At 49.1% G+C, this 12,440-nt stretch carries 11 protein-coding genes; 3 read left to right on the forward strand and 8 right to left on the reverse strand.

What is annotated here, in order from left to right; all coding sequences use genetic code 11:
- Positions 1-175 precede the first annotated feature (175 nt).
- The 3 genes from PHW04_05705 (at position 176) to PHW04_05715 (ending at position 5,971) form a co-directional block, all read left to right on the forward strand.
- Positions 176-3,421: a CusA/CzcA family heavy metal efflux RND transporter gene (locus tag PHW04_05705; GenBank protein ID MDD2715373.1), complete on the forward strand. Its 3,246-nt coding sequence runs from the start codon at positions 176-178 to the stop codon at positions 3,419-3,421.
- Positions 3,422-5,080 carry a peptide-binding protein gene (locus PHW04_05710; protein MDD2715374.1) on the forward strand — a complete coding sequence of 553 codons (1,659 nt, stop codon included), beginning with the start codon at positions 3,422-3,424 and terminating at the stop codon, positions 5,078-5,080.
- A gap of 75 nt (positions 5,081-5,155) precedes the next feature.
- Positions 5,156-5,971 carry a TIGR00266 family protein gene (locus PHW04_05715; GenBank protein MDD2715375.1) on the forward strand — a complete coding sequence of 272 codons (816 nt, stop codon included), beginning with the start codon at positions 5,156-5,158 and terminating at the stop codon, positions 5,969-5,971.
- Positions 5,972-6,019: 48 nt separating this feature from the next.
- Here PHW04_05715 and PHW04_05720 read toward each other — a convergent pair whose 3' ends face one another.
- From PHW04_05720 to PHW04_05755, 8 genes are read right to left on the reverse strand one after another with little or no spacing between them, the layout of a single operon-like run.
- Entirely contained in the window at positions 6,020-6,184 is a 165-nt protein-coding gene (locus tag PHW04_05720) for a hypothetical protein (protein ID MDD2715376.1), read from the reverse strand.
- Positions 6,181-7,314, reverse strand: coding sequence for a glycosyltransferase (locus PHW04_05725; protein ID MDD2715377.1), 1,134 nt, complete (start codon positions 7,312-7,314; stop codon positions 6,181-6,183). Before PHW04_05725 ends, PHW04_05720 begins: the two co-directional genes overlap by 4 nt.
- The gene (gene ispE, locus PHW04_05730) at positions 7,311-8,138 is read right to left on the reverse strand and encodes a 4-(cytidine 5'-diphospho)-2-C-methyl-D-erythritol kinase (protein ID MDD2715378.1); all 828 of its coding nucleotides are present in this window, start codon (positions 8,136-8,138) and stop codon (positions 7,311-7,313) included. Before ispE ends, PHW04_05725 begins: the two co-directional genes overlap by 4 nt.
- Positions 8,125-8,817: a 2-C-methyl-D-erythritol 4-phosphate cytidylyltransferase gene (gene ispD, locus PHW04_05735; GenBank protein ID MDD2715379.1), complete on the reverse strand. Its 693-nt coding sequence runs from the start codon at positions 8,815-8,817 to the stop codon at positions 8,125-8,127. Before ispD ends, ispE begins: the two co-directional genes overlap by 14 nt.
- Positions 8,810-9,088 carry a DUF167 family protein gene (locus PHW04_05740; GenBank protein ID MDD2715380.1) on the reverse strand — a complete coding sequence of 93 codons (279 nt, stop codon included), beginning with the start codon at positions 9,086-9,088 and terminating at the stop codon, positions 8,810-8,812. Before PHW04_05740 ends, ispD begins: the two co-directional genes overlap by 8 nt.
- 1 nt (position 9,089) lies before the next feature.
- The gene (locus tag PHW04_05745) at positions 9,090-9,530 is read right to left on the reverse strand and encodes a hypothetical protein (GenBank protein ID MDD2715381.1); all 441 of its coding nucleotides are present in this window, start codon (positions 9,528-9,530) and stop codon (positions 9,090-9,092) included.
- Positions 9,523-11,121 carry a tetratricopeptide repeat protein gene (locus PHW04_05750; GenBank protein MDD2715382.1) on the reverse strand — a complete coding sequence of 533 codons (1,599 nt, stop codon included), beginning with the start codon at positions 11,119-11,121 and terminating at the stop codon, positions 9,523-9,525. The genes PHW04_05745 and PHW04_05750 overlap by 8 nt, the downstream gene beginning before the upstream one ends.
- A gap of 8 nt (positions 11,122-11,129) precedes the next feature.
- Positions 11,130-12,401, reverse strand: coding sequence for a DUF1015 family protein (locus tag PHW04_05755; protein MDD2715383.1), 1,272 nt, complete (start codon positions 12,399-12,401; stop codon positions 11,130-11,132).
- Between the last annotated feature and the right edge of the window lie 39 nt (positions 12,402-12,440).

The raw sequence follows: 12,440 nt of genomic DNA on the forward strand, positions 1-12,440 counted from the left end.
GAATTATAACCGAAAACCCGGTTCCGGTAAAGACGGAAGGGAAAGACGTTGCCGTCAACCCCTTTTTTAGTGCTGTTGCAGGCACTGCTGTTCACCGTATATAATGTTAACTAATCTTCCGGCCTGATTCCAATGATTACCGGATGGTTTCATGTTTTGATAAAAGGATTTCTATTTGATCAACCGCATCATAGATTTCTGCGCTGAGAACAAGTTCCTGGTGATTCTACTCACTGCCTTTGCAGTCATCACCGGCTGGTGGTGCATGCTGCACCTGCCGCTGGACGCCATTCCCGATCTGTCGGATACTCAGGTGATTGTTTATTCCCGCTGGGACAGAAGCCCTGACATACTCGAAGATCAAGTCACCTATCCGATTGTCAGCGGACTGCTGAGTACTCCAGGAGTCAAGGCTGTCAGGGGATTCTCGGACTTCGGCTATTCATATGTGTATGTGATATTCGATGAAGGAACTGACATCTACTGGGCGCGTTCCAGGGTACTGGAATATCTGAGCAGGATCATTCCTCAGCTTCCGGCAGGAGTCAAAACCGAGCTGGGTCCTGACGCCACTGCCCTGGGCTGGGTGTTCCAGTATGCCCTGGTCGACACTTCCGGCAAAAATGATCTTTCACAGTTGCGCAGTTTCCAGGACTGGTACCTGCGCTATCAGCTGCAGGCTGTGAAGGGAGTGGCTGAAGTTGCACCTGTAGGCGGTTTCGTCCGTCAGTATCAGGTGAATGTTGACCCGGTATCGCTGCAGGCATTCGGAATTCCGCTTCCAAAGCTGGTCGATGCGATCCGTTCAGGCAACAATGACGTGGGCGGACGGCTGGTGGAATTCAATGGCCGCGAATACATGGTGCGTGGAAGAGGTTACGCCAAAACTACCGCAGACCTTGAATCGATCGTAATTGGTTTGAATCAGAAAAGCGGCACTCCCATATTGTTGAAAAGCGTTGCATCCGTCACCCTTGGCCCTGACATCAGGCGCGGAGTAGCTGAACTGGACGGGATCGGCCAGACAGCAGGCGGAATCGTGATCATCAGGCAGGGTGAAAACGCCCTCACAGTGATCGAGCGGATCAAGCAGAAGCTCAAGGAAATCGAACCCTCGCTCCCCCAAGGGGTGAAAATCGTCACTACTTATGACCGCTCTGACCTGATCCTGCGCGCCATTGACAATCTCAAGCATACTCTCAAGGAAGAATTATTCGTAGTCAGTCTTGCAATCCTGATCTTTCTTTTGCATTTCCCGAGCGCACTGATCCCGATCGTCACTATCCCAATCGCGGTAATGATCGCCTTCATACCCATGTATTTCACCAAAACCACAGCCAATATCATGTCGCTCGGCGGAATTGCCATTGCCATCGGCGCCATGGTGGATGCGGCGATCGTGGTTGTGGAGCAGACTCACAAGAAGCTGGAGCACTGGGAAATCGAGGGCAGACCGGGAAAGTTCAAAGACGTGATCATCTCCGCAGTCAAGGAAGTGGGCGGCCCGAGCTTTTTCTCACTGCTGGTGATCGCAGTTTCATTCCTGCCGATCTTTGTGCTGGAAGCCCAGGAAGGCAGGCTGTTCAAGCCTCTTGCCTATACCAAAACATTCACGATGCTGGTGGCTGCTGTTCTTGCCATCACGCTGGACCCGGTAATCAGACTTCTGTTCACCAGATTCAATGAATATAATTTCAAGCCCCGCTGGCTCTCTGCTCTTGCCAATGTACTGCTGGTAGGGAAAATCTACAGCGAGGAAAAACACCCGATCAGCAGGCCGCTGATGAAATTGTATAAACCGCTGGTAGGCTTTGTGCTGAAATTTCCATACACTGTAATTTGCATGGCTTTGATCGTGATTCTTTCCATCATTCCTCTTTTTGAACAGATCGGCTCTGAATTCATGCCGCCTCTTCACGAAGGTTCCATACTTTACATGCCTACAACTCTTCCCGGAATTTCAGTGACGGAAGCTGAGAAACTGCTGCAGGTACAGGATAAAATCCTGAAATCATTCCCTGAAGTCGAGCGCGTTTTTGGGAAAATCGGCAGATCCGAGACTTCCACTGATCCGGCACCATTTTCCATGTCTGAAACCACAGTGATCCTGAAGCCGGAGATGGAATGGAGGAAGGTACACCGCTGGTATTCAAATCTGCCTGAATTCCTGCAGAATATTTTCAGGCATCTGAAATCAGATCAGATCAGCTATGAGGAACTGATCGCTGAAATGGACAAGGCCATGCAGTTTCCCGGAGTCTCCAATGCCTGGACTATGCCGATCAAGGGCCGCATCGACATGCTTTCCACTGGAGTACGCACGCCGGTGGGCATCAAGGTAATGGGATCTGACCTGAAAAAGATCGAGGAACTGGGCGTGCAGATCGAAGCGATCGTCAAGACAGTCAGGGGCACAAGAAGCGCTTTTGCCGAGCGCACTGCAGGCGGATATTTTCTGGATTTTGATTTGAAGAGAGAGGAACTGGCACGCTACGGTCTTTCCGTGGCTGATGCCCAGCTGATCATCATGTCAGCCATCGGTGGCGATAATATCTCTACTACCATCGAGGGTCTGGAACGCTATCCCATCAACCTCCGCTATGCCCGTGAATATCGTGATGACCTGGAAAGCCTCCAACGGGTGCTGGTTCCGACAGCCTATGGAAACGTTCCTCTGGCGCAGATCGCTGATCTCAGGCTTGTGAACGGGCCAGGCATGATCAGGAACGAAAACGGCATGCTGTCAGGATATGTGTATGTGGATGTGGAAAGCTCAGACCTGGGAGGATATGTAGAAGAATTGAAAGCTGTCGTAAGGGAAAAACTCTCTCTTCCACAAGGCTATACTTTGCTCTACAGCGGGCAGTATGAATCCATGACCCGCGTCCGCGAGCGGTTGAAATCTGTTTTGCCATTGACTCTCTTCATCGTATTCCTGCTGCTTTATTTCAATACAGGCTCGCTCCTCAAAACCATGATCGTGATGCTGGCAGTGCCTTTTTCGGCTGTCGGCGCATTCTGGCTGATCTACCTGCTCCATTACAACCTGAGCATTGCGGTCTGGGTGGGCATCATCGCTTTGCTCGGGATTGACGCAGAAACAGGCGTGTTCATGCTGCTCTATCTTGATCTTGCACTTCAGGAGATGAAGAAGAAAGGTGCGCTGAAAACCGCATCTGACCTCAAGCTGGCGATTGAGCATGGCGCAGTGCTCAGGCTGCGTCCCAAAGTGATGACTGTGGGGGTGATGTTCCTGGCCCTCTTCCCCATCATGTGGTCTGACGGTGCAGGAGCCGACGTGATGAAGCGCATCGCTGCCCCAATGATCGGCGGAATCTTCACCTCATTCATCATGGAACTTCTTGTCTATCCGGCGATTTACCTGGTGTGGAAGCGGAAAACTGAAGTCCAAGGAGACTGAATGAAAACATTTGGAATTGAATTGTGCATGATCATTTCCAGCATCATTGTATTGTCCGGATGCGGCGGAACAGTGACTGAGAGGGTTGAAACAGAATTAAAACCAGGAACCTCTGAAGTTGTATCCCCTTCTCCATCGTATGGCGATACTCTTATTGAATCCTACATCGGGGATCTCATAACTTTAAATCCCCTCATCAGCAATGAAGGAGTGTCTGAACTTTTCTACAGCAGGATTTTCAACGGCCTGGTGCGCTATGATGAAAATTTCAGGATCGTTCCCGACCTGGCAGACACCTGGGAAATTTCTCCTGACGGCCTGCTGCTCACCTTTGGACTGAAAAGGAATGTGCAGTGGCATGACGGGGTTTCATTCACTTCAGCTGACGTTAAATTTACTTTTGAAAAAATCATGGACCCTGCGACAGGATGTCCGGCACTGGAGTCTTTCGGTTCATTCGCAACAGTGGAAACCCCTGATGACTATACAGTACGGTTCAGGCTAAAAGAGCAGTTTGCTCCTGCTTTGATCTACTGCGGATTTTATGTGATCCCCAGACATATCTATCAGAATGAAGACATCAGAACATCAAAATACAACCGGAACCCGATCGGGACAGGCCAGTTCAGGTTTGTAGAATGGCGGTCCAACGAACAGATCGTGATGAAAGCCAATAACGGGAGCTTTGCCGGCCGGCCTTACATAAACCGCTATATCTGCAAGATCATCCCTGACAAAGGAATGGCATTTCTGGCTTTCAAACGGGGGGAAATTGACTGCTACTCCCTGACATGGGACCAGTATGCAAAACAGATGGATCCGCAGTTTCTGGAAAAGTACAACATTTACAAAGTCTCCATTTTTTTTTATTACATGCCTTACAACACACAGAAGCCCTTCCTTTCCGACAAAAATGTCCGTCGCGCACTCACCATGGCTATTGACCGTGAAAATCTGATCAAAGAAGTCCTGCGTGGTTTTGGAAAACCTGCCTCAGGTCCTTTTGTGCCCGGCTCATGGCCGTGCAATCAGGGCATTGTTCCTCTTCAGTATTCCCCGGAGAAAGCCCGGGAACTGCTGAGCGCGGCAGGCTTCTGCGACAGCAATGCAGACGGCTACCTGGACCGTGATGGAAAAACTCTCGAAATAGAAATCCTCAAGGTCGGTAAAAACCCTGAAGCCATGATCCTGCCTAAATTGATTGAGGAATACTGGCGGAAGATCGGAGTCAAGGCAAAATTGAGCTTTGTGGACTGGAAAACCCAGATGAGCAGAGTGTCTGCCGGCGATTTTGATGCCGAGATTTCAGGGCGGGCTCTGGGTTCCTGGGATCCTGACATAGAATATTCGGCCTGGCACTCATCGCAGATTCCAGACTCATCCGGCAGGGCAGGATACAATTACCCCCGCTACAGCAACCCCGAGATGGACAGTCTGCTTGATCAGGGACGGAAAACATATGACTTCGAAGAGAGAAAGAAAATCTACAACCGCGTGCATGAGCTGATTTATGAAGACCAGCCCTGCACATTCTTCTACATTTCTGATAAGCTGCTTGCGGTTGATAAGAGGTTTTATGGAATTTCTGTTACTGATTCAGGAACATTGACACCCATCCAGTACTGGTATGTCCCGGAAGGGCTGCAGAAGTATCAATGAAGGCAGAGTGATTTTTGACAGGTTCCCTTGATTCTGGAATAATAAACATAATTCAATATTTTTCCAGGAGGGATAATGAAAGACTTTACTCCGAAGCCCGCAGGCCAAATCGCCGACGAGATTGAATTCAAGATATTCGGTGAGGATATACAGTATGTTGAAGTGTATCTGGATCCGGGAGAAACAGTAATTGCAGAAGCAGGTTCCATGCTCTACATGAACAGTGATGTGGAATTGAAAACATGCATGGGTACGCCTGAAGGCACTGACCTGATGGGCAAACTGTTCAAAGTGGGGAAACGCCTTCTGACAGGTGAGTCTATTTTTCTGACGACCTTCACAGCAACAGGCAGCAATAAAACCACAGTCGCGTTTGCAGCCCCCTATCCTGGTACAATCCTTCCCATGAATCTGCGTGAACTCGGCGGAGATATAATCTGCCAGAAAGACTCATTCGTCTGCGCCGCAAAGGGAGTTGATCTGGATATCTTTCTCAACAAGAAAATCGGCACAGGATTATTCGGAGGAGAAGGTTTCATCCTGGAAAGAATCCGGGGCGACGGCCTGGCTTTTGTGCATGCCGGAGGCACTCTGTTCGGAAAGGATCTGGCTGCCGGAGAAACTCTCAGGATCGATACAGGCTGCATTGTGGCTTATGTACCTAGCGTAAATTACGATGTCCAATATGTCGGCAGCATCAAAACCGCCATCTTTGGCGGTGAAGGTCTTTTCTACGCCACACTCACCGGCCCGGGAAAAGTCTGGCTGCAGTCACTGCCTTTCAGCAGGCTGGCAGGCAGAATCTTTGCAGCAGCCTGGCAGGGCGGTGGCAAGCATAAGGACGAAGGGTCACTGCTGGGTGGAGTAGGCCGATTACTGGGCGGCGACTGATAAGCGAGCCCTGCTTTAATCAGAAATTTGAGTCTGACAATAAGAAATTCAGTTCAGTTCAGGTTTTTTGGCAAAAAACAGGTCTTCATCTGACTTGAGCCTGTCGATTCTGATGATTTCAGAAGTTTCATGTTCTGTAAGGGGATAAACTGCGTCATCCAGCAGCAGCCTGAGATAGATGCGGTCAAATTTTTCCACCCCCCTGCGTTTCATCGATTCCCAGCTACTTCCTCGAATATCTGCAGATATGCCTGAACCACGCTTCTGATATGAAAAAGTTCTTCAAAGCGCTGCTTCGCGTTCGTGGAAAATTCTGAAGCCAGTTCCGGATTGGAGAGGATTTTTTTTACAGCTCCGCCGAAAGCCTTCGCATCCATGCATGGAACTGTGAAACCTGTGATCCCGTCCTGATTGACCCAGGATACGCCTGAACCGGGAATCACAGTGGAAACAACCGGACGTCCAAAATACATGGCTTCCATCTGTACAATCCCGAAGGCTTCGTTGCGGGTAATGGAGGATAGGGCAAAAAGATCGCAGGCCCGATAATAAGCAGCCAATTCTTTCTGCAACATGCCTCCCAGCAGGAATACCCTGTCTGACAGGTTAAGCTCTCTGATCTGCTGCTGCAGCTCATTCCGCAGCGGACCCTCTCCCCCGATCAGAACATACGCGTCGAATTCGCGGGCAGCTTCAACCAGATAGGAGTAGCCCTTATATGGGATCAGCCTGCCCAGGGAGAAAACGATCGGCTTACCCGGGTATTTCCGCCTTATTTCAAGTTCCATGGCTGGATTTTCAGTGAATTTGCCGGGATTGATGCCCAGCGGGATCGTGCGGCACTTATCCTTGAATGGTGCGAGATACTGAGAACCGTCAATATAATTAGGGGTAGTAGTGACTATGCAGTTGGCACGTTTGAGCAGCATGGTCTGGAAAGGCTGGTAAAAAGGCATGAAATACCATTGCCTGACAATATCGCTGTGCCACTGGATCACTATCGGCAGATCAGGATTCAGAAGGCACCAGGCCAGATTGAAGATCGGATTCGGCAGGTGGAAATGGATCAGATCAATCCCGGACAGAGCTTGTTTCAGATACCATAATGCTCCCGGAGCCACAGGCAGAGAAAAGAATTTTCCCAGGCTGGGTGCGCGGTATGCTTTAAATCCTTCGAACTGGTCGAGATGCTTCCTGCTGTCGTTGGATGCGCAGAGTACTTTCAAATTGGTAAATTTGGCGGCCTCGTGGGAAAATTCATTGACAAACACTTCGATTCCACCCACTTCAGGGGGATAAAAAAGTTTGACGAGTTCAAGCACGTTCAGCTTTGCTCTGTTCATAGGAAATTCACCCTGTATAGAGCATAATCCTGGCAGGGAGAAAAGTATATCTCCTTCGGTCGAAAGCCGAAAAAAGCGCTGCCTGAGCCGCTCATCATCACTGGCCCCAGGCACATCCTGGAAACGAGAGCCCTGTATTTCCGGATCTCCGGTCTGACACTCTCAGCAGCCTGTTCCAGTTCATTATAAAGATTCAGGCTGATGCCGTTCCAGTCTTCCGAATTCAAGGCTTCCACCAGAGCGACCACCTGAGATTCCGGAACAGGTCCGCATGTCAGGGCATGATAGACTTCAGCCGTGGAGAGCGGGAAATAGGGTTTGAGTATCAGAAGCGGGAATCTGCCTGTAATTTCAACAGGCTCGATCTGATCACCGATTCCAGTTGCCCATGCGGAGGTGGCGGGTCCAGCGAAGAAAGAGACGTCTGCGCCGGTCTCACGGCAGATCCACTGCCTGGCTGGTCCCGGGATCCGGATACCGAGTTCTTTTTCCAAAGACATTAGAAATGTCCCCGCATCAGAGGATCCACCACCCATTCCTGCTCCGATCGGGATATTCTTCCTAAGCCTTACCTTGAGACCCGGAAGTTTCACTCCGCATTCCAGAAGCAGGCGGTACATCCTGGTGACAAGATTGCCGTCGGCTTCCCGATCAAGGTCAGGATCAGAGGAAGAGATCGAAAAAACAGGCGCTTCCTCGTATTCGAGCTCGTCGAACAGGCTGACTTTCTGCATGAGGGTGGCAAGCTCATGATATCCATCATCCCGGCGTCTGATCACATCCAGAAACAGATTTATTTTGGCGGGAGCCTTAAATTTCCACATGATTGATCATTTTCCTCGCGAGCATCATGTCTTCCAGAGTCGTAATCTTAAAATTGTATCTGCTGCCCTCCACGATGGCAGTAACTCTGCCCGAGAATTCAAATGCCTGGACATCGTCAGTGATTTTCAAGCCCTGTTTTCTGATTTCTTCGTATGCAGACAGCAGTTCGCCAAATCTGAAAGCCTGCGGGGTCTGCATCTGATAAATCTCATCCCGCAGAAGAGTTTTTCCAAAGACACCCTGGCGCCCCTGCCTGATTGTATCCACGGCCCTTAAACCGACGGCAGCTCCACCATGCTCCCTGGCAGCGCTGATGCAGGCAGTAACACACTTCAACTCAAAAAAAGGCCTTACACCGTCATGGATCAGCACGATTTCTGGCCGCGTTTCTCTCAGAGCGTTCAGAGCATTGAAAACGGAATCCTGCCTCTCTGGGCCGCCCGGAATCACACCCAGAATTTTCCCCACTGGGAATTGCAGAATCTTCCGCTCAAACAGCAGGATCTCGTCAGGCCTGATCACAGGGAAAATACCATCGATTTCAGATATTTCCGAGAGTCTGCGCATCGTGAAAATGGAAACCGGCACTCCTTTAAGTTTGAGGAACTGCTTGTTGGTTTTGGTGCCAACACGCCTTCCGCAGCCTGCAGCTGGAACAATCGCCACAATCTTATTCATCTGCCATCCCCAGTTTTTTTTTCAGATCTGACATCGAAAGTCCTTTAACCCTGATCAGCTTGCGATATCCGGGCATGCTCTTTTCGATCTCCACCGGGACATCGAAAAATTCCGATAATAACCTGATGATTTCCCTGTTGGCCTGGTTCTTCACCGGGGGATTGGTCACTGAGAGATGCACAATTCCTTTCTTCACCTTCAAGCTTACTCTGCCGGACCCGGGCTTGACAGTGAGTTCGAAAAGTGTGTCTCCGTCACGTTCGCGGAACAAGTCATTTCCTCTTCTTCAAGCCGGGTAATAAGAGCAGAACAGCGATATGCAGTGCGTAAAAAAATAAAGTGAACTTAATCCCTGTGATCAGCAGTTCCGGAGTCAGGGAACCCTGAAAAGCCAGACGGAATTTATGGAAAGCATCCATTTCCGCCTGAAAAGCTCCCATAAAAAGGACTTTCAGGTCAATGAACTTGTCCGCTGTGTAGAAATGATGGACCAAAGTGCAGACAAATATTCCCAGAATCTCTATTGCAGCCTGCACCAGCAGAAGTTTTTCACTTAAAAATGCAAGCAAAGCCATGAAAGGAATGATGAAAAAATACGGGTTGATGCTGTACAGTCCGGAAATTGAGATGGCCAGATAGTAGCTGACTATGAAAACTATCATGGAGATGAGAAAATTCAGCAGGTAATTAAAAGGTTTAAAAATATCAACCATGTTTTTTCAATAAATTCGTGGCTTTTCTAGCCTCTCTGCTCTCAGGAGACAGTGACAGCAGTCTCTGCAGGAGGAGCAGTCCCTCATCCTTCTTTCCTTTTTTTATCAGCAGTTCTCCCAGCTTCAGATAGACCTCCGGGAATCCCTGATTCAGCATCAGCGATTTGCGGTATTCTTCTTCGGCCCGGACCTGGTCCCCCTGATATTCGTAGAGAAACCCGACTCGGAAATGTGCCAGAAAAGAGCGTGCATCAATCTCGAGACCTTTCAGGAAGGCATGCAGGGCTTCAGGGTATTTCTTTCTCCGGATGTATACATCTCCCAGATTGAAATAAGGCAGGCTGAGGTTGAAATTCATTTTCTGATAGATGCTTTCCACTTCAGGATCAGGCCTGCAAATCACTGCCCGCTGGATCGCGTTCAAGGCTTTGTCGACTTTCTTCATTTCCAGGTAGATCAAACCCAGGGTATGCCAGACCAGGGAGTTTTCCTCGTAGAGTTCCAGCGAGTGCTGAAGTTGATCCACTGCATCGTCGAATTTGCCCAGTTGCGCGTAAAGGTTCCCCAGATTGTAATAAACCCAGGGGTTATTAGGATCTTCAGCGGCTTCTTTCTTCATCTGCTCTATGTTTTTCATAATCTGCAGGTAATATTCCTCTTCCTTGGCCAGTTGAGCAAATGAGAAGCCTCCTTTTTGCGGCTGAGGTTTCTCTACTTCCGGGTTTTTTAATCTGCTGTTCAAAAAATTGATCCGTTCCTCGAGCGATTTCCTGGTCTGCTCATTGCGCGATCTGCGGTAGATTTCTTTGTAAAGCTCCAGGGATTTCTTCCAGTTTTTGGCATCCATGTGCGCCTGGGCCAGGTTGAAGTCCAGGTAAGGTATCTCCACCTCGGAACTTTTCTTCGCTTGTTCGAATAAACCGATCGCCTCATCGTATCTTCTCATTGAAGCGAAAGAGATCCCCAGCTGGTTGGCGATCTCAGGAAATTCTATTATTTCGGGATTTTCCCGGTACAACTGGATATTCTTCTGATATTTACCCTGAAAATTATACAGATTCGAAAGATTGAGCCAGGCCTTCCGGTAGTCTTTTTTTAGTTGGACAGCCTTTTTCCAGAGCGTTTCGGCCTGCCTGACATTGCCGATGGCGGCCTTGATCACCCCGGCATAGGTAAGAATCATTGAAGAGCCGGGGTTGAGCTTCAAAGCAGTCACTATGTATTTCTGAGCTTCGCGGGGAAAACCGGCATCGAAATAATGCTGAGAGATCCGCAGGTTGATAAGGTCGGAACCTGTGTAAAAATTTTTCAATTCCTTGAGAGTAAGGACTGCCTGCTCATGTTCTCCCTGTCCGCTGAGGTTTTCCGAGTAACTGAGGCAGATGTTGATGATGAAATCCTTGAATTCTTCAAGATATTTCAGATTCTCCCTCTTCTCCATCAGGTAGATGAAACCATCCACTATTGCAGGCATGGACAGATTTTCGCCTGATTTAACCCTGACAGGAACTTCCTCAGGTATTCTGAAGCCTGTTTCCTTGAAATAGGTCTGCCAGTTGTACTTCACATAAAAAACTTTCTTCCGCTTCAATGCATCTCCTAGTCCAGCAAGTGAATCACGACTCCACTGCGCAGTTTCGGCTCGAACCAGGTGGATTTCGGGGGCATCAGCTTGCCATTGTCGGCGATCCGCATCAGCTCGTCCAGAGTGGTGGGATGCATGGCAAAGGCAATCATGAACTTGCCGGAGTCCACAAGTTTCTCTAATTCCTGAAGGCCGCGGATGCCTCCGACAAAGTCAATCCGCTTGTCTACCCTGGGATCCTGTATCCCAAGAACAGGCTCCAGCAGATTCAGCTGCAGAATGGACACATCCAGGGCAAGAACCGGATCATCTTTCTGGTAGGTTCCCTCTTTGGCAGTGAGTTTGAACCATCTGTCTTTCAGGTACATCCCGAATTCATGACTTTTTCCCGGCTTAAATGGCTTGCGAGTTCCGCCCCTGGAATAGTCATTCACCAGATCCAGCTTGAACTTGTCAGCGACCGATTTGAAAAATTGCTCTTCGGTAACGCCGTTTAAATCCTTGACTACTCTGTTGTAATCAAGTATCCGCAACTGGTTATGTGGAAAATAGACAGCCAGGAAAAAATTGAACTCTTCTTTCCCGCTGTACCCTGAATGCTCTTTGCGCTGTTCAGCCCCGACCCTGGCTGCCGAAGCAGAACGATGATGCCCGTCGGCAACATAGAGCCTGGGAATTTCATTTTCAAAGATGCTGCTGATTTTCTTGATCAATTTCTGGTCCCTGATCACCCACAGTGTGTGCCGAATACCGTCTCCGGCCGTGAAATTATTTTCAGGTTTGTTCTGCTTGATGAAATCATCGATCAGTCTGTCGATTTTATCGTGGGCCCGGTATGTGAGAAATACCGGACCTGAATTGGCGTTGAGCTCCCTGGTATGACGGGTGCGGTCATCTTCCTTGTCCTTCCTGGTCAGCTCATGCTTCTTGATCACATTGTTGAGATAGTCGTCCACGCTTGCGCAGCCCAGAATACCGGTCTGCACATGTTCGCCCATCTGCTGCTGATATATATAGAGATATGCTTCAGGATCCTGTACCAGGATGCCCTCACTGATGAACCTGCGGAAATTCTCCCTGGCTTTCTGGTAGACGCGGTCGTCGTAAAGATTGATGGACGGGTCAAGGTCGATTTCCGGCTTGGATACGTGGAGTAAGCTGCATGGATTACCGGCAGCGAGTTTCCGGGCTTCCTCAGAATTAAGCACATCGTAAGGCAGGGATGCCACTTTCTGAATCAGTTCAGGTTTAGGCCGCAAACCTCTGAAAGATTTAAGTACAGACATTTAACCCCCAATTCCGTTGTTCTAGAAATATTTTACATT

Source organism: Candidatus Wallbacteria bacterium, assembly GCA_028687545.1.
GTDB lineage: Bacteria > Muiribacteriota > JAQTZZ01 > JAQTZZ01 > JAQTZZ01 > JAQTZZ01.

Bases quoted from the DNA above. Each gene is read 5' to 3' on its own strand.
- PHW04_05710 (MDD2715374.1), top strand. From the start codon at position 3,422: ATGAAAACATTTGGAATTGAATTGTGCATGATCATTTCCAGCATCATT.
- ispE (MDD2715378.1), bottom strand. From the start codon at position 8,138: ATGTGGAAATTTAAGGCTCCCGCCAAAATAAATCTGTTTCTGGATGTG.
- PHW04_05745 (MDD2715381.1), bottom strand. From the start codon at position 9,530: ATGGTTGATATTTTTAAACCTTTTAATTACCTGCTGAATTTTCTCATC.
- PHW04_05720 (MDD2715376.1), bottom strand. From the start codon at position 6,184: ATGAAACGCAGGGGGGTGGAAAAATTTGACCGCATCTATCTCAGGCTG.
- ispD (MDD2715379.1), bottom strand. From the start codon at position 8,817: ATGAATAAGATTGTGGCGATTGTTCCAGCTGCAGGCTGCGGAAGGCGT.
- PHW04_05755 (MDD2715383.1), bottom strand. From the start codon at position 12,401: ATGTCTGTACTTAAATCTTTCAGAGGTTTGCGGCCTAAACCTGAACTG.
- PHW04_05725 (MDD2715377.1), bottom strand. From the start codon at position 7,314: ATGAACAGAGCAAAGCTGAACGTGCTTGAACTCGTCAAACTTTTTTAT.
- PHW04_05715 (MDD2715375.1), top strand. From the start codon at position 5,156: ATGAAAGACTTTACTCCGAAGCCCGCAGGCCAAATCGCCGACGAGATT.